The sequence below is a fragment of the Pseudoalteromonas sp. PA2MD11 genome (genome assembly GCF_017808125.1).
Lineage (GTDB): Bacteria > Pseudomonadota > Gammaproteobacteria > Enterobacterales > Alteromonadaceae > Pseudoalteromonas > Pseudoalteromonas simplex.
The window spans coordinates 237,126-258,739 of record NZ_JADKNF010000002.1; the positions used below are offsets into that span (position 1 = coordinate 237,126).

25 protein-coding genes are annotated in these 21,614 nt (G+C 39.9%); 9 read left to right on the forward strand and 16 right to left on the reverse strand.

Annotated elements, in window-relative coordinates; translation table 11 throughout:
• Positions 1 to 40: 40 nt before the first annotated feature.
• From ISP07_RS03760 to ISP07_RS03795, 8 genes are all read right to left on the reverse strand, one after another.
• Positions 41 to 424 carry a nuclear transport factor 2 family protein gene (locus ISP07_RS03760; RefSeq protein ID WP_209326846.1) on the reverse strand — a complete coding sequence of 128 codons (384 nt, stop codon included), beginning with the start codon at positions 422 to 424 and terminating at the stop codon, positions 41 to 43.
• A gap of 318 nt (positions 425 to 742) precedes the next feature.
• Positions 743 to 1,249 carry a GGDEF domain-containing protein gene (locus ISP07_RS03765; RefSeq protein WP_209326847.1) on the reverse strand — a complete coding sequence of 169 codons (507 nt, stop codon included), beginning with the start codon at positions 1,247 to 1,249 and terminating at the stop codon, positions 743 to 745.
• Positions 1,250 to 1,266: 17 nt separating this feature from the next.
• Entirely contained in the window at positions 1,267 to 1,626 is a 360-nt protein-coding gene (locus tag ISP07_RS03770) for a hypothetical protein (RefSeq protein ID WP_209326848.1), read from the reverse strand.
• A complete protein-coding gene (locus ISP07_RS03775) occupies positions 1,617 to 1,976 on the reverse strand; it encodes a group I truncated hemoglobin (RefSeq protein ID WP_063529751.1) in 360 nt (119 codons plus the stop codon). Before ISP07_RS03775 ends, ISP07_RS03770 begins: the two co-directional genes overlap by 10 nt.
• 287 nt (positions 1,977 to 2,263) lie before the next feature.
• Positions 2,264 to 2,575: an antibiotic biosynthesis monooxygenase family protein gene (locus ISP07_RS03780; RefSeq protein WP_209326849.1), complete on the reverse strand. Its 312-nt coding sequence runs from the start codon at positions 2,573 to 2,575 to the stop codon at positions 2,264 to 2,266.
• Between the two features lie 5 nt (positions 2,576 to 2,580).
• A complete protein-coding gene (locus ISP07_RS03785) occupies positions 2,581 to 2,991 on the reverse strand; it encodes a GFA family protein (RefSeq protein ID WP_138599572.1) in 411 nt (136 codons plus the stop codon).
• Positions 2,992 to 3,012: 21 nt separating this feature from the next.
• Positions 3,013 to 3,444: a DUF3859 domain-containing protein gene (locus ISP07_RS03790; protein ID WP_209326850.1), complete on the reverse strand. Its 432-nt coding sequence runs from the start codon at positions 3,442 to 3,444 to the stop codon at positions 3,013 to 3,015.
• 82 nt (positions 3,445 to 3,526) lie between these two features.
• Entirely contained in the window at positions 3,527 to 4,006 is a 480-nt protein-coding gene (locus ISP07_RS03795) for a GNAT family N-acetyltransferase (RefSeq protein ID WP_166340085.1), read from the reverse strand.
• An 80-nt stretch (positions 4,007 to 4,086) separates the two neighbouring features.
• On the opposite strand from ISP07_RS03795, the gene ISP07_RS03800 reads away from it, so the two are divergent.
• Positions 4,087 to 4,287 carry a hypothetical protein gene (locus ISP07_RS03800; protein WP_054553898.1) on the forward strand — a complete coding sequence of 67 codons (201 nt, stop codon included), beginning with the start codon at positions 4,087 to 4,089 and terminating at the stop codon, positions 4,285 to 4,287.
• 40 nt (positions 4,288 to 4,327) lie between these two features.
• Here ISP07_RS03800 and htpX read toward each other — a convergent pair whose 3' ends face one another.
• From htpX to bioB, 5 genes are all read right to left on the reverse strand, one after another.
• Positions 4,328 to 5,188, reverse strand: a complete 861-nt coding sequence (gene htpX, locus ISP07_RS03805) for a protease HtpX (RefSeq protein WP_135924457.1) — start codon at positions 5,186 to 5,188, stop codon at positions 4,328 to 4,330.
• A gap of 174 nt (positions 5,189 to 5,362) precedes the next feature.
• Positions 5,363 to 6,046, reverse strand: coding sequence for a dethiobiotin synthase (gene bioD / locus ISP07_RS03810; RefSeq protein ID WP_054553900.1), 684 nt, complete (start codon positions 6,044 to 6,046; stop codon positions 5,363 to 5,365).
• Positions 6,047 to 6,059: 13 nt separating this feature from the next.
• Complete coding sequence (locus ISP07_RS03815; protein WP_209326851.1) at positions 6,060 to 6,851, reverse strand: methyltransferase domain-containing protein; 792 nt, start codon at positions 6,849 to 6,851, stop codon at positions 6,060 to 6,062.
• Positions 6,848 to 7,981: an aminotransferase class I/II-fold pyridoxal phosphate-dependent enzyme gene (locus ISP07_RS03820; RefSeq protein WP_209326852.1), complete on the reverse strand. Its 1,134-nt coding sequence runs from the start codon at positions 7,979 to 7,981 to the stop codon at positions 6,848 to 6,850. Before ISP07_RS03820 ends, ISP07_RS03815 begins: the two co-directional genes overlap by 4 nt.
• Before the next feature lie 7 nt (positions 7,982 to 7,988).
• Positions 7,989 to 9,029, reverse strand: a complete 1,041-nt coding sequence (gene bioB / locus ISP07_RS03825) for a biotin synthase BioB (protein WP_054553903.1) — start codon at positions 9,027 to 9,029, stop codon at positions 7,989 to 7,991.
• A gap of 98 nt (positions 9,030 to 9,127) precedes the next feature.
• On the opposite strand from bioB, the gene bioA reads away from it, so the two are divergent.
• On the forward strand, positions 9,128 to 10,420 hold the full coding sequence (gene bioA, locus ISP07_RS03830) for an adenosylmethionine--8-amino-7-oxononanoate transaminase (protein ID WP_209326853.1): 1,293 nt from the start codon (positions 9,128 to 9,130) through the stop codon (positions 10,418 to 10,420).
• A 308-nt stretch (positions 10,421 to 10,728) separates the two neighbouring features.
• Here bioA and ISP07_RS03835 read toward each other — a convergent pair whose 3' ends face one another.
• Positions 10,729 to 11,163, reverse strand: coding sequence for an ATP-binding protein (locus tag ISP07_RS03835; RefSeq protein WP_054553905.1), 435 nt, complete (start codon positions 11,161 to 11,163; stop codon positions 10,729 to 10,731).
• Positions 11,164 to 11,422: 259 nt separating this feature from the next.
• Between ISP07_RS03835 and asnS the strand changes: the two genes are divergently transcribed.
• Entirely contained in the window at positions 11,423 to 12,820 is a 1,398-nt protein-coding gene (gene asnS, locus ISP07_RS03840; protein ID WP_054553906.1) for an asparagine--tRNA ligase, read from the forward strand.
• Between the two features lie 150 nt (positions 12,821 to 12,970).
• Positions 12,971 to 13,900 (forward strand): PstS family phosphate ABC transporter substrate-binding protein, encoded by a 930-nt coding sequence (locus ISP07_RS03845; RefSeq protein WP_209326854.1) that lies wholly within the window; start codon positions 12,971 to 12,973, stop codon positions 13,898 to 13,900.
• Positions 13,901 to 13,969: 69 nt separating this feature from the next.
• Here ISP07_RS03845 and ISP07_RS03850 read toward each other — a convergent pair whose 3' ends face one another.
• Positions 13,970 to 14,896, reverse strand: coding sequence for an FAD-binding protein (locus ISP07_RS03850; protein WP_209326855.1), 927 nt, complete (start codon positions 14,894 to 14,896; stop codon positions 13,970 to 13,972).
• Positions 14,897 to 15,646, reverse strand: a complete 750-nt coding sequence (locus ISP07_RS03855; RefSeq protein WP_063705098.1) for an electron transfer flavoprotein subunit beta/FixA family protein — start codon at positions 15,644 to 15,646, stop codon at positions 14,897 to 14,899.
• A 193-nt stretch (positions 15,647 to 15,839) separates the two neighbouring features.
• On the opposite strand from ISP07_RS03855, the gene ISP07_RS03860 reads away from it, so the two are divergent.
• The 5 genes from ISP07_RS03860 to ISP07_RS03880 all read left to right on the forward strand — a co-directional run bounded on the left by ISP07_RS03860 (position 15,840) and on the right by ISP07_RS03880 (position 21,500).
• Positions 15,840 to 17,486, forward strand: coding sequence for an electron transfer flavoprotein-ubiquinone oxidoreductase (locus ISP07_RS03860; RefSeq protein ID WP_209326856.1), 1,647 nt, complete (start codon positions 15,840 to 15,842; stop codon positions 17,484 to 17,486).
• Positions 17,487 to 17,589: 103 nt separating this feature from the next.
• On the forward strand, positions 17,590 to 18,054 hold the full coding sequence (locus tag ISP07_RS03865) for an acyl-CoA thioesterase (protein ID WP_054561436.1): 465 nt from the start codon (positions 17,590 to 17,592) through the stop codon (positions 18,052 to 18,054).
• Positions 18,055 to 18,285: 231 nt separating this feature from the next.
• Entirely contained in the window at positions 18,286 to 18,858 is a 573-nt protein-coding gene (locus tag ISP07_RS03870; RefSeq protein WP_055198360.1) for an outer membrane beta-barrel protein, read from the forward strand.
• 99 nt (positions 18,859 to 18,957) lie between these two features.
• Positions 18,958 to 19,662 (forward strand): tRNA (N6-threonylcarbamoyladenosine(37)-N6)-methyltransferase TrmO, encoded by a 705-nt coding sequence (gene tsaA, locus ISP07_RS03875; RefSeq protein WP_054553913.1) that lies wholly within the window; start codon positions 18,958 to 18,960, stop codon positions 19,660 to 19,662.
• A gap of 113 nt (positions 19,663 to 19,775) precedes the next feature.
• The gene (locus ISP07_RS03880) at positions 19,776 to 21,500 is read left to right on the forward strand and encodes a proline--tRNA ligase (protein WP_209326857.1); all 1,725 of its coding nucleotides are present in this window, start codon (positions 19,776 to 19,778) and stop codon (positions 21,498 to 21,500) included.
• Positions 21,501 to 21,614: the final 114 nt, after the last annotated feature.

Genomic DNA, 21,614 nt, shown 5'->3' on the forward strand with positions numbered 1-21,614 from the left:
TTTTGTGGGCTTTACCGCGATAAGTCACTTACGTACATATTCAATACATTGCGTTACCATTCAAAGTCTCTTGTGGGATCTGTTGTATTGAATCCCAGTGTTCAACAATCTTGCCATTTTCATCAAACAGAAAGAAATCCATAGTGACATATAGGTCATTCTCGGGCCATATTTGGTGAGTATGAAGCGCAACAAGATTACCTTCTGCTATGGCACGAACAAAATCAATTTTCTTATCTGGATATTCATTATGCATTTTTTCAAAATAGGCAATGAATGAGGCTGTTCCATCACCAACTAAAGGATTATGTTGTATGTATACTTCGCCTACATACTTTTCAACCGCCAGAGATGGATTTCCTAGATAAGCGGTTTTGTAAAACTCAATAGCATTTCTCTTATTTAATTCTAAATCAACCGACATTTAGCACCTCTTCACAAATTTGTTGATTATGCTTGTATTTAAGAAATGTAAGACAAGCTAATTACACATTTTACTAAAGCATAATAGTTCATTTTCTGAATATGCTATTTCTACCAGAGCCATTCACAAATAACTAGCCAGAAAAGTTAGCAATGGAGCGTTCAAATTTCCGATAAAAACGAATGACGGTTTCACTTCACTTTAGGAAATAGCTTATATGTTACGTATATTGGAATAGGTACGTGTTAGCATAAAAGTAAGCTATTAATCTTTTAGCGAATCTAAAATGTATTAAGTATCAGTAATCAATTTAGCGTTTTAAACACCTTCAAACTTTACTACACGCGAACGGCCATTCTCTTTAGCAATATAAAGTGCTTTATCAGCATTATTCAAAAGCTCATCAAGTGAAATACCGTCTTTACCATACACAGCAACACCTGCGCTAAACGACATGCCTATATTTGAATTATCAGGTGTCATTAGCTTTATGGTCTTAGTTGTTTGAAGTAGTTTTTCTGTATTGGCAAAACAAAACGTGTCTTTAATGTTTATTTGAATAAGGCAAAACTCTTCACCGCCAAGTCTTGCAAAATAACACGTATCATCAATGCTATCTTTTACATGCTTCGCAAATGTGACTAATACTTGGTCGCCAAAATCATGGCCAAATGAATCATTAAAACGCTTAAAGTGATCAAGATCGATAAGTGAAACAATACAACTAAATTCTTCATGATTTGATTGTAATTGATTGAATTTTGCAAACAAGGCTCGCCTATTTGGCACATTTGTTAATTGGTCTGTATGAGCAAGTTCAAACATTTGCTTACTGTAGTCTTCTAACAATGAGTTTGTTCTGTTAAATAAAACTGGTTTCTCTTAAGTTCGGTTATATCCTCACCTTCAACAATGACGTGCTCACCCACTACATTGGCAGTAAATCTAAATATATGACGATATGAGGCATCATTAATTTCCACTTCAAGCTTATCTGTATCGTTTTTTAATAATTTTGAGCTAATTAATTGCGCTAAGTGTCTATTGGCTAGGTTATTAGATGCATTTAGGTAATGCTGTGCAACAAGTTGAAATGAGTTGTTTTGAAATACTTCCTTGTGTTCATTAGCCGACAAAACAACGACAGGTAACTGCAAATAATTTAAAACAGAATAATCCGCGTTGTTTTGTTCTAATGACATACGATAAAGTCTCGTTTTGTTTCAAGCTTAGCTATGACTTGCTTCGCGTCGTCTTCTGATATTCCTTGTTCAGAAAATGTAAGCGACAAGATATTTATCATTTCTTGCCAATCTTTAAGATTAATACCTAAATTTTTATGGGCTTGTGCTAGCTGTTCATCACTGATGTAATCAGGTCCACCCATTAAAGAAGAGATAAAACTTGTTTGATGATGGATCAGCCTTTCCATGTTGGTATTTTTAAAATGTGCATTAAGGGTTTCTGACTTTAAAATATTGTCATAAAACTTTTCGATTACTGTATAAATTCGAGAAAAACCACCGTATTTGATAAACAAAGAAGATTCCACACCGAGTCCTGTATTATCGATAAATATTTGAATAGCTAATGAGGCACCACAAAAGAGGTCAATCAAATTTGCAAGCCATTGATATTTAAATTATAGAAAGGAAAAGAGATTTTGCATTTTTTGAATAAACAATAATACGATTATTCTCATTTGTTGCACGTGAATATTATTAGCCCCTCTTACACACTATATCTGTAGATTTAAAAATCTTAAATTCAAAGATATTTGCCGAGATTGAAATAAACCCCAAAACAGTATGATGTGTTCTTTTTTATGATTAATGACTATCACAACGAATAATCACGTTCTACCTTAGCAATACGCGTTGTAAACGCACTGTACCATTTGTCTCTGCCGAGCTGCTGGGCGTTTAAGTGCTCAACGTTTTGTTTCCAGGCTTTTATCGCACCTAAGTTTTGCCAATACGACACCGTAATACCCAAACCATCACGAACAGACTCCATACCTAAATACCCAGGTTGTTGCTCTGCAAGCTCAACCATTCTATTAGCCACGTCTTCATAACCGGTGGTATCGTCAGATAAGGTATTCGTAAAAATCACGGCGTAATATGGCGGTTTTGGTGTATTCGCTATCATGGCTGTTACTTCCCCCTACTTGGTTCAAAACCATCATAACATGGAATTTTTTCGTCAAATGTATCCCAATTTGCTTTAGAGCTTACAAAGTTATGGCTGATCGGGCGCTCATTTATATCGCTATCTAATAAACCTAAGCGAATACGTAAGCGGCTTGGGTCATCTTTATTCTCGCTATAAATAGGTGAGCCACAATAGCTACAAAAATAACGAATTCTGCCGGGTTTAAATTCAAACGCGCTTAGATGCTGCTTACCTTCTGTGAGGTTAAAACCATCTCGTTGAATAAAGCCATTAGTTGCGTAGGCTGTGCCTGAGTTTTTACGACATAAGGAGCAATGACAATGAATAATTGAGTCTATACCACCAGCAATAGTTACTTTTACTTTGCTGCATAAACAACTTCCTTGATACATAGTCCCTCTCAGGTTTAAAGATTAATAACCGCGATGCTTCCAAAATTCAGTGGCAGTGCCTTCGCCTTCCTTTAATAAGTTAAAGGATTTATCAGCAATTATATGGCCATTTAACTCAATAGTCATGCGCCAAATACCTACTTTATTGTCAACAGGTGCCCATATCTTATCACCTAAATAAAACTGCCAATCGTTTGTTTTAACGTACTGTTCGCCCTCAAACGGTGGCATAATCTCGCCATCTTCATCCGGAATATCTGGGTGGTAAACGCAAAATTTAATTTTTTGTCCTTTGGCCTTTTTAATGTTAACTATAAAGCCAAATTCAATATCTAACTGTGCAGGAACGTCTGTTGTAAACTCGGTGATTTGTGGCAGGTCTTTCTCTTTTGCATCCCAATGACTGTAAATGCCGTAACTTTCAATAGTGGTAATTGGCTTTGCTTTTGCCATAGCTGCAAGCGCTCCTTTTTAAAAATGAGGCGCTATTTTATAGTAGCAACCCTAGCAGAACAAAATTGTACTATTATAGTAATTAGCTAACGTATTTTACCCAGTGAGTGTCATGTTGTTGAAAGCCACATTTAGTTAAAAGTTTAATACTTGCGCTATTATTTGGGTTAACTAAAGCTAACACACTGTTTAGCGGAGCAGGTACAAAGGTCGTAAGTTTTTCAAATAGCATATCTAGTACCTTTTGCATTATTCCTTTGCCAAAGTATTGTGACGACAACTCAAACCCCAACATGCCCTGCCCGTCAATTATGTTAAATATGCCTACGCTGCCAATAACCTGCCCACTACTTCGTAAAACAATAACTAAACGAATGCCTTGTTGATTATAAAAACGTTCTATGTCGCCTTGAATAAAGTCGTACACGTCACCTTTCGTTATATCAGCGCCGTAATCATTAAACGTTTGTACTTGCGGATCTTTTAAAATATCCCATATCGCTTGGCAATCTCTATGACGAATTGGGCGTAAGTCAAAGGCTAAGTCATCGTGGCTAGACACGTTAATTTCTTCTTTTTGCTTTATGAGCTGGCATTATTGTCTTACTATAAACGCAATTTCAAGCAATTAGATTAAGTTCGATGAGTGAAGAATTTAAAGTAATTCAACCTACCACCACAGTATACTGTAAAGAACGCGGTGAAGGCTGGACCTTAACAGGGATAACAAGTATTGATGAACATACTTCTGTGATGTTTGATGGCGTAAGGTATACCTTACCGGCCCGTGAAATTGTTGAGGTATTATTGCCACAACAACTCGAGCGAGAGAAAAACCAATAATAAAAAAAGCCAGCATCAGCTGGCTTTTTCGTGTTTTAAATTAACGTAATGCGTTAATACGCTCATCAAGTGGTGGGTGTGATGAGAATAACTCAGCAACACCTTTACCGCTTGCAATACCAAATGCCATCATTGAACCTTCAAGTTGTGATGGGTGGTTTTGTTTTAAACGCTCAAGCGCGCTACGCATTTTGTCTGCACCTACTAGTTTTGCTGCACCGGCATCCGCAGAGAATTCGCGTTTACGGCTATAGTAAGCAACTATCATACTTGCTAGAACACCAAATAACATTTGGAAAATCATATCGAACAAGAAGTAAGTCCAGCTACTACCACCCTCTTCTTCATCACTATTAAGGAAGTTATCAACAATACCTGCTAATACTTTCGCTATAAAGATAACAAAGGTATTCACTACACCTTGAATAAGAGTAAGCGTAACCATGTCACCATTTGCAATGTGAGATACCTCATGAGCCAATACCGCCTCAGCTTGATCTTGATTCATGTTGTGTAATAAACCTGTGCTCACAGCCACCAGCGAGTTGTTCTTACTTGGGCCGGTCGCAAATGCGTTCATTTCAGGGCTATCATAAATAGCTACTTCTGGCATCGCGATACCTGCTTTTTTAGCTTGCGCTGCTACCGTCGAAACTAACCATTGTTCTGTTTCAGAACGAGGTTGTTCAATAACATGTGCACCAGTTGATTTTTTTGCCATCCATTTCGACATAAATAACGAAATAAACGAGCCACCAAAACCAAATACGGTCGAAATAACTAAAATGCCGCCTAGACTGCGATGGCTAATACCCAGTACGCTCATCACAATAGACAACACAATACCTAACACTAGCATTACCGCTAAGTTTGTAAGTAGAAACAAAAATACACGCTTCATAAAAACCTCAGAATAAACATACCAATTGTATTAACTAACGACATGGTTAAAAATCGTTAGTTAATAAAATTATCTGGGTGTTCTACTAACTCAGTTTAGGGCTAATGCAATTGGTTACAAGGAACTAATTGCAACCAATTGTGACAGAGTATGTCAAAAGTAACAACTCAATTATTATGGGTTAATAGATAAAATTTCAAGTAAGGTTTTGTAAATTTTTAATTTAGGGGTGCCGTCTGTATAAGGACTAATCGCTAAAAGCGGGAATGGTAATGCGGATTTTAAGGTTTCTAAATTGGCCTCTTGTTCACGCATGTTTGGGTCTACATGATTTGCAATCCAACCCACACAATTTACACCGAGCGCTTTAAAGTGAGCAGCTGTCAATAGTGCGTGATTAAGGCAACCAAGCTTCATGCCTACTACTAAAACAACATCAAGGTTTTGTGATTTAACCCAATCGCACAGTAAATCAGTTTCGTTGATAGGTAAACACCAACCGCCGGCACCTTCTGTAAGAATATAATCGGTATTGAGTGCTTTTACATTCGCATAAGCAGCATCGAGCTTATCAAATGTCAGTCTGTCACCTACTTGGGCAGCTGCAATATGCGGTGCAATGGGTGGCTCATAGGTAAAGGGGTTAACTATGTTATATTTAACCCCAATTGATGAGCTTTCCATTAAGGTTAATGCATCATCATTCACTAGCTGACCAAATGCTTCTTCTGCGCCTGCTGCAATAGGTTTAAAACCAACCGCACGCTGTTTATGTTGCGCCAGTAAGTTTAATAATAAACTGGTGACATGGGTTTTTCCGGCATCGGTGTCTGTACCCGTGATAAAAAATTCTTTCATTTTTTAGTTAATTCTATTTTTCTAGTTCTAAAAGGACAACTTGATAGCTCACTCTAGCATGCCCATCAACCAGAGGGTAAGCCTTACAAACACTATTAAGTGCCTGTCTTGTTAATAACCCTTTGCGTTTTTGCTTAGTTTGCAATGAGGTAGCACCAATCGCTTTTATTGAGCGCAGAGCATCTAAGGGAGAGTTATAGGCATCTATATAACATCTATCGGCTGCAAAATTGAGCTTAAACCCTGCTAATTTTGCATACTCAATAATGTGACTAGCACAATGAAACTGATTAATATGGTTTTGCTCATCTAAACAAGCAAAAGCCTGTTTGATTTCTTTAAGGGATCCATCTACCACACAGCTTAAATAAACCTTGCCGCCTGCTTTTAGGGAGTAAAAAAGACTTTTAAGTAGCCCTTTTAAATCAGCAGACCATTGCATTGCAAAATTACTAAACACACAATCAAGTGAGTTTTGCTGTAATGGTAGGTTGTCCATATCAGCACACACTTTTAAACAATGCGGGTTTTGTTCTGTGCTGAGCATGGAATGACTTAAGTCCATTGCCAATATAGTATCAAAGTGTGTTTTAAGCATTGCCGTGTTAACTAAAGGCCCAGCACCTAAATCAAGGCAAGTTCCCTGCTGATGTTTACTTGCCATCATTTTAAATAAGTGCGCAGCTGCTTGTTTTTGTACATTCGCATGGCTCGCGTAATTTGCAGCCGCTTTAGAGAACTTAGTTTGTGTTGTTAGCTTATTACTGTGTTGAAAGCTTAAAGGCGCTTGCAGTTGAACACTCATAAACACTCCACTAGCGAATCAACAAGCTGTTTTATATCGTCAGCTTGATGCGCGCTACTTATGGTTACCCTAAGTCGTGCGGTATTAAAAGGAACCGTTGGCGGTCTAATAGCGGTTAACCACACGCCTTTCTCTTTAAGCTTATTAGCAACGGCAAGCGTGTGTTCTGCATCGCCCAATACTAAAGGCTGAATAGCCGTTGATGATTCCATTAATGCTAAGTTATGCTCTTTGGCAAGTGCTCTAAAGTAGGCAATATTCTCTGTCAGCTTAGCCCGTCTCTTATCCGCCTTTAATAACTTTTCGAGTCGCTCTAGAGTACAACTTGCCATCAGTGGTGACATCGCCGTTGAATAAATGTATTCGCGATTAAACTGCAACATGTAATCAATCATTTGCTTTGATGTAAGCAGGCAAGCGCCACTACTTGCCAGTGCCTTGCCAAAGGTTATGATCAGTAAATCAGGCTTGATTGCCTCACAACTGCCTAAGCCTTGCTCGCCTAACACACCAAAGCCATGGGCATCATCAATCATCAGCCACGCATTGTATTGTTTAGCAACTTTACAGAGTGCTTCAATGGGGGCTTGATCGCCATCCATCGAAAACACCCCTTCGCTCACTATGAGCTTATGCTTGGCTTTTGACTTTTGTAACCGAGATTCTAAGTGCCTAAGGTCGTTATGATTAAAGCGCACCATAGCAGCGGCAGAATGAAGACCACCATCAATTAGGCTGGCATGATTAAGCTTATCCTGAAAAATTGCCGATGATTGCGCCTCACTTTTATCTTGAAACAACGCTTTTAATACGCTGCTATTAGCACTAAATCCGCTATTAAATAACATGGCGCTTTCGTAGCCTAATATCTCGCATAAACGCTGCTCAAGCTGTTGTTGTGGTTTATTATAACCATTCACTAATGCTGAACTGTGGCTACCTAGTTGCTGCGCTTGTATTTCAATAAAATCATCAGCAAAGCCAAGGTAGTCATTACTGGCAAAATTTAAATACTGTTTGCCTGCAACCTGAATAAAGCGCCCGCTTGATTGCTCAACAAGTTGGCGCTTTCTCAGTAATGCATCTGCTTGTCGCTCAACAAGATGCTCGGCAATAAAATCAAAAGCCATTTAATTGCTACGCTTCGTAAAATAGTTCTGATGTTGCTTTATCAGCAACTTTTGATGAAAGTGATGCTGCAACCGCTTCATCAGAATAATCTTCACGAGTTTCTGGGTTCATGCCTAATTTTTTAATCAGCATCATGTCTGCGTCTGCTTCAGGGTTTTCTGTAGTCAGTAGTTTATCACCGTAGAAAATTGAATTAGCACCAGCAAAGAAACACATAGATTGCATTTGTTCATTCATCGCCGTACGGCCAGCAGATAACCGAACATAACTTTTCGGCATCATGATACGTGCAACAGCAATGGTACGAATAAACTCAAAATGGTCTAAGTCTTCGACATCTTCAAGTGGCGTGCCTTTAACCTTAACCAACATATTAATTGGCACACTCTCTGGCTGCTGCGGCAAATTAGCTAATTGCATTAATAAACCAAAACGGTCAGCAGCCTGCTCGCCCATACCTACAATGCCGCCAGAACACACTTTCATACCGGCATCACGCACGTTATCGATGGTGTTTAAACGGTCTTGGTAAGTACGTGTTGTAATGATCTGCTGGTAATACTCAGGTGATGTATCTAGGTTATGGTTGTAATAATCAAGGCCCGCGTCTTTTAATGCATGGGCTTTTTCGTTATCTAGCATGCCAAGCGTCATACAGGTTTCAAGGCCGAGCTCTTTAACCTCTTTTACCATTTTTGAAATATAAGGCATGTCACGCTCTTTCGGATCAGACCACGCAGCACCCATACAAAAACGGGTAGCGCCTTTTTCTTTGGCAACACGCGCTTGCTCGACCACTTTTTCTACTTCCATAAGGCGTTCACGGTCTAAGTCTGTTTTATAATGACCTGACTGAGGACAATATTTGCAATCTTCTGGGCAAGCACCGGTTTTAATCGATAACAAAGTAGAAATTTGTACTTCATTTGGATTGAAGTTTTCACGATGCACACTGGCCGCTTTAAATAACAAATCATTGAACGGCATTTCGAATAATGCTTTTACTTCTTGGTGAGTCCAATCGTGACGGACAACTGCGTGCTCCATAATAGTCTCTTTTTTTAAATTATTGGGACGGTTTGATTGGCTTAGTCTACGACTTGACGTAACATTGTCAACGAATCGAAGTGATAAAAAGTTTACATATGATTAATAAACAACCAATAGATTTAGATTTTGATCGTGAGCATATTTGGCACCCTTATACTTCTATGACTCAGCCCCTTCCCGTTTACCCAGTCAGTCATGCCAATGCAAATCGTATTTTCTTAGAAACAGGCGAAAGCCTAATAGATGGTATGGCCTCTTGGTGGAGTGCCATCCATGGTTACTGCCACCCTGTTTTAAATGAAGCAATATCAGCACAAGTTAGCAAAATGAGCCATGTCATGTTTGGTGGTTTAACTCATGAGCCTGCTGTTGAGCTATGTAAAAAGCTAGTCAGTATCACACCTGAGTCACTCGATAAGGTGTTCTTAGCCGACAGTGGCTCTGTGAGTGTTGAAGTTGCGATAAAAATGGCCTTGCAGTACTGGCTTAGCCAAGGTTACACCAGTAAACAAAAGTTAATGACGCCGCTTAAGGGCTACCATGGCGATACCTTTGCAGCGATGAGCGTTTGCGATCCGGTTAATTCAATGCACAGTATGTACTCAGGATTTTTACCTGAACATGTTTTTGTACCTGCGCCGAGTGCTAAATTTAATGGCGAGTTTAGCCCTGCTGAAGCTGATACGCTTGAAAGCTACTTTGCAGCTCACCACCAAGATGTTGCTGCATTTATCATTGAACCCATTGTACAAAATGCTGGGGGAATGAATTTTTACCACCCTGATTACTTAAAGCACCTACGCATTCTGTGTGATAAGTATGATGTTTTACTTATTTGTGATGAAATTGCCACAGGCTTTGGCCGCACTGGCACCTTGTTCGCTGTTGAGCACGCCAACATAGAGCCTGATATTTTATGTATTGGCAAAGCATTAACGGGCGGCATGATGACGCTCTCAGCGACATTAACCACCAGCAACGTCGCTGTTGGTATTAGTGAAGGTGAAGCCGGCGTATTAATGCATGGCCCAACTTTTATGGGTAACCCACTTGCCTGTGCCACAGCTTGTGCGAGTATTGATTTACTGCTCGATCAACCGTGGCAAGAGCAAATTGAACATATAAATGATGTTCTAACAACCCAGCTTGCTAAATGTAAGCAGCTCGATGCAGTCGCTGATGTGCGAACATTGGGGGCAATTGGTGTTGTTGAGCTTAAGCGAAGTGTAGATGTAGCAAAAATTCAACGCTTTTTTATCGAGCAAGGTGTGTGGATACGCCCGTTTGGTAATTTAATTTATTTGATGCCGCCTTACATAAGCGACGAACAAAGCTTAACTAAGTTATGCAATGCTATTTATGCAGCCATTGAACAACAGGCGTATTAGGGCGTGTTGACCCTTTGTGATTAATTTTGCAGCAGTGTGTTTGGTATTTAGGCAAGACAGAGCCTATGTAGTGTGGTTGTTCCACATAAATAGGCGATAACGCAGCATCAATGCCAAACACGCGCAGCCCTTCGGGTTCTTCCTAGGGGCGATTAACTCTTTGTTGCTCGATTTTTACTTAGCCCAATAGGTTACAAATCTCGCGCCGCGATTAAATCGCCCCTAGAGTGAACAAATTTTAATCCACAAAGGTCAACACGCCCTCTAGACATAAAAAAGGAAGCTGATGCTTCCTTTTCCTTTCAACTTTACCACTCAAACATATATGCCATTTTACTGATCATGCGAAGCGGTACTTTATGTTCGCAGCGCTTAGCGTAAAGATGCTGTAATGATTTATCTTTAATTTCACCAACGATCACTTCTTTTACTTGATAACCCAGTGCTGTAGCCGCTTGTGCGTAGGCGATAAATTCCCACTTTTTAATATTAGTGTTATCAACAATTACTAACGGGATTTCTTCTGCTAAGGCATTAATAAAGCGTGCAAGGTTTAGATTGTGATACTCAGGTAACTTGTACTTATCAAATTGATACTCACCTTCGCTATTGTAAAAATAATCATCTGTTGCGCACACGACATAATCACTTTCATTACCAGCTACCAACTCATCAGCAAGGCTTTGTGCGTAATATGATTTACCTGAGCCGGGTAAGCCGCGAAGAATAAAAACTTGTTTCATAGCACCTGTTATACAATTTAATTAAAGATTAAAGGACAGTAATTGTTAATAATGCCACAAAATAACCAATTAGCGCAGCGAGAATTTAAATAAACGCAAATTTTACGCAAAATATTGCTGCTATTTTACTCAATTGAAGAAAAACTACTAAAGAGTGCGCCACAATAGTTTTTTTATTTGATTTACGAGGGTAAGATAGTCGATTCAAGTGCAATGCACAGCATTATTATATTAGGCAACTTATATCATTGGAGTGAAGATGAGCCATTTAGCGATTTCAGAGCTATTAAAAGGCAAGGTTGCGGTAGACAGCCAAGTAACAGTAAAAGGCTGGATCCGTACACGCCGCGATTCAAAAGCAGGAATTTCATTTTTAGCCGTTCATGACGGTTCGTGTTTTGATCCTATTCAAGCGGTAGTACCTAATTCACTCAATAATTATGATGAAGTAACACGTTTAACTGCAGGTTGTTCTGTATCTGTAACCGGCGTTCTTGTGCCATCTGCAGGTCAAGGTCAGTCTTTCGAAATCCAAGCTAACTCTGTAGAAGTATTAGGTTGGGTTGAGAACCCAGACACCTACCCTATGTCTGCGAAGCGTCATAGCATTGAATATTTACGTGAGCACGCACACCTTCGCCCTCGTACTAACATCATGGGTGCGGTAACACGTGTACGTAACTGTTTAGCACAAGCGATTCACCGTTTTTATCACGAGCAAGGTTACTATTGGATCAGCACACCGATCATCACTGCAAGTGACTGTGAAGGCGCCGGTGAAATGTTCCGTGTATCTACTTTAGATATGCAAAACTTGCCACGCACAGATAAAGGCGACATCGATTACAGTGAAGATTTCTTCGGTAAAGAAGCATTCTTAACAGTATCTGGTCAGTTAAATGGTGAGACATACGCATCTGCAATGTCAAAAATCTATACCTTTGGCCCGACTTTCCGTGCTGAAAACTCAAACACATCTCGTCATTTAGCAGAGTTTTGGATGGTTGAACCTGAAGTTGCATTCGCAGATTTAGAAGATATCGCAAAACTTGCTGAAGACATGCTGAAATACGTTTTCAATGCAGTATTAACTGAGCGTCGTGATGATATGGAATTCTTTGCACAACGTGTTGAGAAAACAGCTATCTCACGCTTAGAAGAGTTCGTAACTAAAGATTTCGCACAAGTTGATTACACAGATGCTATCGAAATCTTAAAAGCGTGTGGCAAGAAATTCGAATACCCTGTTGAATGGGGTGTAGATTTACAATCTGAGCACGAACGTTACCTTGCTGAAGAGCATTTTAATGCGCCAGTAGTTATTAAAAACTACCCGCGTGATATTAAAGCCTTCTACATGCGTCAAAACGAAGACGGTAAAACAGTCGCTGCAATGGACGTAGTTGCACCAGGTATTGGTGAAATCATCGGTGGCTCTCAACGTGAAGAGCGTCTTGATGTATTAGATAAGCGTCTAGAAGAAATGGGCTTAAACAAAGAAGATTACAGCTGGTACCGCGACCTACGTAAATACGGCACTGTACCGCACTCAGGTTTTGGTCTAGGTTTTGAGCGTTTAGTTGCATATGTTACCGGTATGGGTAACGTACGTGACGTTATCGCTTTCCCACGTACAAAAGGCAGCGCGACTTACTAATAAGCAACGCTATACAATTTAAAAGCCGCTTTCGAGCGGCTTTTTTATTGCTAACACACTATAATATATAAAAAATCTGGTAGAGGTTTAGCAAACATAAATAAATAGCCTATAGTGAAAGTAGTCTAATAATTAAGAGCTCATTTTATTATGCACTTTCGCGCTATTCAGACCATTTTACTAGTAACCTCATCATTAATCGCATGCAAAGTCACGGCACTAGAAGAAGACTTAAACGCAAAGCCTATTTTTATTGCTGGTTCAACTTCTGTTTCTTCATTATTAATAGATCTTAAGAGCGAATTAAGCCAAGAATTTGGTAATAGTATACAAATAAGACCAATGGGTAGCGATAAAGGAATTATCGCAATTGCAGATAATGTCATCGATATCGGCACTAGCTCCCGATACCTCACTAAAGATGAACAGCAAAGATGGCCCTTTTTACGGCAAATTGTTATAGCACAAGATGCCATTACTTTTTTTGTGAATAAAAACCTCAATATCGACGAATTATCAACTAATAAACTCAGTGCTATTTACCAAGGTAAGTTAACTAAGTGGTCAGATGTTTCTCCGCATACTCCAAAGCTGAGTAATAAAAATGATGAAATTTTGCTTTTCAGTAAAGGCACTACGCACGGCAGTTTTGATGTATTTTTAGAATACTTACAGCTTGATTACATTAAAGAGCCAGACAGTAATTTTATTCGTCTAAAAAATGCCGGAAATAGAGGCCTATTTTCTGAACAAAAAGTTGAATTATATGATCAATTTAATCAAGCGCTGGGAATCGTACAACGAATACAAAATGCTATTGCTTATGATTCATATGGAGCAATAACAAAGCTTGAAAACGATAGAAGAATTAATAAAGTGACTTTATTGGCAATTGATGGTGTTAGCCCGTCTATCGAAACCATTCAAAGTGGAGAGTACGCATTTGTTCGCCCATTGGTATTGATAGTTAATACACAATCACCGCGTTCAAAGAAAATAGGTGACAAATTAGCTGTGATTGTTAAGTCAAAAAAGATACAACAAAAAATGTTCGATATTGGCTACCTTCCAGTAAAATAGCTTCGTAAATATAAAAAAAGCTGCGCACCTAAAAGGTGAACAGCTTTTAACAACCAGAATCGTTATGAATTACAGAGCGCTTTCAAGCTCTGGTAACACATCAAATAAATCAGCAACTAAACCATAGTCAGCAACTTGGAAAATTGGCGCATCAGGGTCTTTGTTGATGGCAACAATCACTTTTGAGTCTTTCATACCCGCTAAGTGTTGAATCGCACCACTAATACCTACAGCAATATATAAATCTGGCGCAACAATTTTACCTGTTTGACCGACTTGCATATCGTTTGGTACAAAGCCCGCATCAACAGCGGCACGTGAAGCACCAATCGCTGCACCTAGTTTATCGGCAATACCATTTAATAACGCAAAGTTTTCACCATTTTGCATACCACGACCACCTGAAATAACCACAGGTGCTGCAGTTAGCTCAGGACGTTCTGACTCAGTTTGTTGTTCTGATACAAACTCACTCAGGCCAACAGAACCTTTTCCTGTAACACTCGATACAGCTACTGGCGCTTGCTCTTGTGCAATATCAAAACTACTTGCACGAACAGTAATCACTTTTTTGCTATCTAGTGATTTAACTGTCGCAATTGCATTACCTGCATAAATAGGACGCTTAAAAGTATCTGCATCAATAACGTCGATGATTTCAGAGATTTGCGCAACATCTAAAAGTGCTGCAACACGTGGCATAAAGTTTTTACCCGTTGTTGTAGCGCTCGCGACAATGTGTGAATAGTTATCTGCTAAAGATAAAACCAAATCCGCTAGGTTTTCTGCAAGCTGATGAGCATAAGCTACATCATCGGCAATCAGTACATTGCTAACACCTGCAATTGACGCTGCTTGCTCGCTCATTGCTGATAAGTTTTCGCCTGCAAGTAGTAAATCTACATCAAAGCCTAGTTTAACAGCAGCTGTAATCGTTTTATTGGTTTCAGGCTTTAGAACACCTTTATCGTGTTCGGCTATCACTAATGTTTTCATTTAGATCACCTTCGCTTCTGTTTTTAACTTTTCTACCAATGTTGCTACATCTTCTACGATGATGCCGCCACTGCGTTTTTCTGGCTCATTTACTTCTACCAGCTGTACGCGAGGCGCAAGGTCTACACCTAGGCTGTCAGCAGCAATTACATCAAGAGGCTTGCGTTTTGCCTTCATAATGTTTGGCAATGAAGCATAGCGTGGTTCATTTAAACGTAAGTCTGTGGTTACGATAGCAGGTAGTTTAAGAGCAACTGTTTGTAAGCCACCGTCTACTTCACGCGTTACATTAACCGTACCCGCTTGAACATCGACTTTAGATGCAAAAGTACCTTGACCACGACCCGTTAAAGCTGCAAGCATTTGACCGGTTTGATTGTTGTCAGAGTCAATCGATTGCTTACCTAAAATAACCAGCTCAGGTGATTCTTGCTCTACAATCTTGCTAAGTAATTTAGCAACATGTAAAGATTCAAGCTTTTCTTCTGTTTCAATATGAATGGCTTTATCGGCACCGAGTGCTAAGGCCGTACGTAATTGCTCTTGAGATGATTTATTACCAATAGTTACAGCAACAACCTCAGTGGCCGTTCCTGCTTCTTTTAAACGAATAGCTTCTTCAATTGCAATTTCACAAAACGGGTTCATCGCCATTTTTACATTAGCTAGATCAACATCCGTTTTATCGGCTTTAACGCGTGCTTTGACATTGTAGTCAATTACTCTTTTAATTGGAACGAGGACTTTCATCGTGACTCCATCAATTGTGTGTTCTCAAAGTTGACCTTGGCGTCAACTTATTTATTTTATGAATTCAGACTACTTCCTGTTGACGTAAACGTCAACCTAAAATAACCTTAAAGTATTCACAGCCTGTAACGTTTCATTTGCAAGTATGAAATATGGTTCTTTACAGCAGGTCCGTCACCGAGAAGAGGTTTATATGGTCGAACGCGAAACCATGGAATTTGATGTAGTCATCGTAGGCGCAGGCCCAGCAGGTTTATCAACTGCGATTAGATTGGCTCAACAAGCACAAGAAAAACAACAAGAATTAATGATCTGTGTGGTAGAAAAAGGCTCTGAGGTGGGCGCACACATTTTATCGGGTGCGGTTTTCGAAACCAAAGCGCTGGATGAATTATTACCTGATTGGCAGTCATTAGGCGCACCAGTTACCACTAAAGTAACGCAAGATGATATTTACTGGTTCAATAACAGTGAAAAAGCCACCAGCATCCCCCACTTTGCTAGCCCTAAAACATTCCATAACGAAGACAATTACATTGTCTCTATGGGTAATGTATGTCGCTTTTTAGCAGAGCAAGCGGAAAACTTAGGGGTAGAAATATTCCCTGGCTTTAGTGCGCATTCTTTGATTATTGAAGACGACACAGTGAAAGGCATTATCACTGGCGATATGGGCCTTGATAAAGACGGCAACGAAAAAGATGGTTACATGCCGGGTATGGAGCTTAGAGCTAAATACACGGTATTTGCTGAAGGCTGCCGCGGTCATTTAGGTAAAGAGCTAATCAAACACTTTGCCCTTGATAAAGATGCGTCTCCACAGCATTACGGTTTAGGGTTCAAAGAAATTTGGCAAATCGACCCGAGTAAACACAAAGAAGGCACTGTAGTACATGGTACAGGCTGGCCTTTAACTGGTGATACCAGTGGTGGTGCATTTATGTATCACAGCGATAATAATCAAGTTGTGGTTGGCTTAATTGTCGATCTTAACTATTCAAACCCCCATTTAAGCCCGTTTGATGAATTCCAGCGCATGAAACATCACCCTGTTTTTAAAGATGTTTTAGAAGGCGGTGAACGCATAGCCTATGGCGCAAGAGCTATTGCCAAAGGTGGCCTGCGCTCTTTACCGAAAATGCACTTCCCGGGTGGTTTACTTGTAGGTTGTGATGCGGGCACATTGAACTTTGCCAAGATCAAAGGTAACCACACAGCCATGAAATCGGGTATGGTTGCCGCTGATGTAATCGTTGCAGCCCTTACCGACGGTAAAGAGAATGCCGATTTAGTAGAATATAAATCAGCCTTTGAACAAAGCTGGGCGTACAAAGAGCTCTATCAATCACGTAACTTTGGCCCTGTAATGCATAAACTTGGTAAGTTCTTAGGTGGTGCTTATAACACAATCGATCAAAACCTATTTGGTGGTAACTTACCATTTAACTTTGAAGACAACATGCCAGATCATGCCACATTAGTTGCAGCTGATCAGGCTGAAAAAATCGACTACCCAAAAGCAGATGGCAAACTTAGCTTCGATAAACTTTCATCGGTATTTTTATCAAATACCAATCATGAAGAATCGCAGCCATGCCATTTAAAGCTTAAAGATAACTCGATTCCTATTGCAGTGAATTTACCGCAATTCGATGAGCCAGCACAACGCTACTGCCCTGCAGGTGTGTACGAAGTACAAGAAGTTGAAGGTGAGAAAGAGTTTGTGATCAACTCACAAAACTGTGTGCACTGTAAAACCTGCGACATTAAAGACCCAAGTCAAAACATTACTTGGGTAACACCTGAAGGAGCAGGCGGGCCAAACTACCCTAATATGTAACGCACGTTACTCATTTAATTAAAATTTATCCTAAATTGCAGGGGCTTCGGCCCCTTTTTTAGGCTATGCTGAAAGTGTCGTGTTTTATAAAAGTGAGTAAAGTATGCCGTCTTCAAGTGTAACCTTTCGTTTTTTAGCTGAGCCTACCGATGTCAATTTTGGCGGTAAAGTTCATGGTGGTGTGGTAATGAAGTGGATTGACCAAGCTGGTTACGCCTGTGCTGCAGGTTGGAGCGGTCACTACTGCGTAACGGTCTCAGTTGCGGGTGTAAAGTTTCAGCGCCCTATTTTGGTTGGCCAAATAGTCGAAGTGAAAGCCAGTATCGCCCACACGGGTAAAACCAGTATGCAAATCTTTATTCAAGTACGCTGCGGCGACCCTAAAACACAAAATCTAGTTGAAACCAATCATTGTGTTATAAGTTTTATCGCAATGGATGAAGCAGGCTACCCAATTGAAGTACCTTCATATACAGCCGTAACAGACGAAGAAAAGAAAATCGAAAACTATGCGATAAAAATGAAAGAGATCGCGATAGAAACAGAAACCCTATTACAAAAAGCATAAAACTAAGCCGATTTAAAAACTGCACCTAGTAACTTCTACAGAGCACCCTGAAATTGTTACGACCGCCAAACTGAATGCCTGATTACAGTTTCAACAAACTGTTTAAAAAACCACTTAATGAAGCCTAAAAACAATACTTTAGGCTTTATTTTCAGCTTGGCATTGCCATTGCAATACTCCTTGTGAATGACGCGAAACATTCGTTTATTTATTTTATAAAGGAGCTATTAAATGATTAAAGCAATTTCACTTTCTGCACTTTCTTTAGCACTACTAGGTTTTAATAATGCTGCACATGCAGATATTACCGAAATGGATTCTCCGCGTATTTATACCGGTATCGGCTACGGCCAATATTCTTTTGAGTTTGAAGACAGTGAAAATGACACTGACTTCGATGACGATTCACAAATGCTAAAAGGTTATATTGGTACTCAGTTTAACAAGTACTTAAGCCTTGAACTTGCTTATCAAAATTTTGATGAAGTAAGCGATATCGATTCTAAAGCTGAAATTGACGGTGTTTCACTAGCAGCACGCTTAGCAGCCCCAATTACAGATAGCTTTTCTGTTTATGCCAAAGGTGGTTGGCTAGAGTGGGATGCTGAAATTGAGCAAGACCTAGGCGAGCTTGGCAGCATCAGTGCTGACTCTGATGGCGGTGATGTATTTTATGGTGCTGGTGTAGAATATGCTTTCACAACAAACATGCAAGTACGTTTAGAGTATGAGCGTTATAAATTAGAAGATGATATTGACCCAGATATGGACGTTGCGTCTGTATCATTCCAATACATGTTTTAATTTAGACTATACAGTCTAAATATTTAAAAGGCAGTCTCGACTGCCTTTTTTTACGTTTGCATGTAGAATGTCGGCAGATTTTCTTAACGACAATGCACAATGAGCGAATACCAATTAACTGCCGTCGGCCATATTCAATCTCCTTATAAACAAAAGTTTGCCATACCTCGCCAACCTCGTTTGGTTCCTGAGGCTAAAGCAAAGCTGGTATTCAGCAGCGATTTTAATCGTGAAGAGTTTGTACGCGGCCTCGATGAATTTAGCCATATTTGGCTGTTATTTAGATTTCATGAAACCGCAGATAAAGGTTACTCAGCAATGGTGAGACCCCCTCGCCTAGGCGGTAATGAACGTAAAGGTGTATTTGCAACACGTGCAACCTTTCGCCCAAATGCTATAGGCATGAGTGCTGTAAAACTTGAAGGCATTGAATATAAAAATGGTCAGTTAAGCTTATTGCTTTCAGGTATCGATTTACTCGATGGCACACCTATTTTAGACATTAAGCCATATTTGCCCTACTCAGACGCAATGACCGATGCCACCGCAGGTTTTGCCGATACCAGACCAGAAACCGATATGAGCGTTGAGTTTAGTGAAGAAGCGCTTGCGTTTATTGCAAAGCAAACTGAGCAACCTGAATTAAAAGCGTTTATAAGCAATGTATTAAAGCAAGATCCTCGCCCTGCTTATAAAAAGCAACGTGACTCAGAGCAAAGCTACGGCATGACCTTATATGATTTTAATATTAGGTGGCATGTTCAGGACAATCATAATACAGTGACCAGCATTGAAAAATGCTAGTTTTTAGCATATAGCGCTTTAGTGTCAGTGCTTCCACTGGTAAACTTAGCGCCTTGTTATTACTCAAACGTCTTGAGTAAACGATAATAATTTTAACACTACTTGGAATAGAGATGCGTACCAGTCAATATATACTCGCAACACTTAAAGAAACTCCGTCTGATGCAGAAATTGTTTCTCATCAATTAATGCTACGAGCAGGCATGATCCGCCGCGTTGCGTCGGGTTTGTATACATGGTTGCCCTCTGGTCTACGCGTACTTAAAAAAGTAGAAAACATCGTACGTGAAGAAATGGATAAAGCAGGCGCTATCGAAATGTTAATGCCTATTATTCAACCAGCTGATCTTTGGGAAGAGTCTGGTCGTTGGGAGCAATTCGGCCCTGAATTACTGCGTATTAATGACCGTCACAACCGCCCATTTGCACTTGGCCCAACACACGAAGAAGTGATCACAGATTTTGTACGTAAAGAAGTGAGCTCTTATAAGCAATTACCGCTTACTCTTTACCAAGTACAAACAAAAGTTCGTGACGAAGTTCGCCCTCGTTTTGGTGTGATGCGTGCCCGTGAATTTACCATGAAAGATGCGTACTCTTTTCACTTAAGTGATGAGTGTTTAGAGAAAACATACCAAGTAATGCACAAAGCATACTGCAACATCTTCGAGCGCCTTGGTCTTGATTACCGCCCTGTTATCGCTGATACAGGTTCAATTGGTGGTAGCGTGTCACATGAGTTCCATGTACTTGCAGAATCAGGCGAAGATGCAATCGCATTTAGTGATGCAAGTGATTACGCTGCAAATATCGAAAAAGCAGAAGCATTAGCACCGACTGAAGAGCGCCCAGCAGCAAGTAAAGAGTTAAAAGCGTTCCCAACGCCTGATGCAAAATCAATTGCTGAGCTTAAAGAGCACTATGGTGTTAAACCTCATCGCGGCGTGAAAACATTAATCGTGTATGGCGCACCAGATGAAAACGAACAACGTGGTTTAGTTGCCCTTGTATTACGTGGCGACCATGAATTAAACGAGTTAAAAGCTGAGAAGCATCCGCTTGTAGACTCACCGCTTGAAATGGCAAAAGAAGAAGACATCGTTGCTGCTATTGGCGCAAAACCAGGTTCATTAGGCCCAGTCGGTCTATCAATGCCAATTATTGTCGATCGCACAGCTAACGTTTTGGCTGACTTTGTAGCAGGTGCTAATAAAGATGGTGAACATTTCAGCGGTATCAACTGGGATCGCGATGTAGAAAACTACGAAGTGGCTGATATCCGTAATATCGTTGAAGGCGACCCAAGCCCATGTGGTCAAGGTTCACTGCAAATCAAACGTGGTATTGAAGTAGGTCATATTTTCCAACTTGGTACTAAATACTCAGAAGCAATGAAAGCAGGCGTATTAAGTGAAACAGGTAAAAACCAAGTAATGACAATGGGTTGTTACGGTATTGGTGTATCACGTATCGTAGCTGCAGCTATTGAGCAAAACAATGACCAATACGGTATTAAATGGCCGCAACCTATCGCACCATTTGATTTAGCGATTGTGCCAATGAACATGCATAAGTCTCATCGTATTCCTGATATTGCTGATAACCTTTACAAAGGCTTGAAAGATGCCGGTTTAGATGTGTTGTTTGATGACCGTAAAGAGCGCCCAGGTGTTATGTTTAACGATATGGAATTACTAGGTGTGCCTTTCACATTAGTAATTGGTGAGCGTAACATTGATGAAAACAAGGTTGAGCTTAAAAACCGTCGTACTGGCGAAAAGCTAATGCTTGATTTAGACAGTGCCGCTTCTGAAATTGCCGCACTTGTTAAAGGCTAATTAAGTCTTCTCAACAAAATTTAAAAAACCGCTTCGGCGGTTTTTTTGTTTTATTAATTGTCATAGATGTTTCGCTAAAGCGTCTTTTAACTGTCATTGATTCTGCCTAGCATT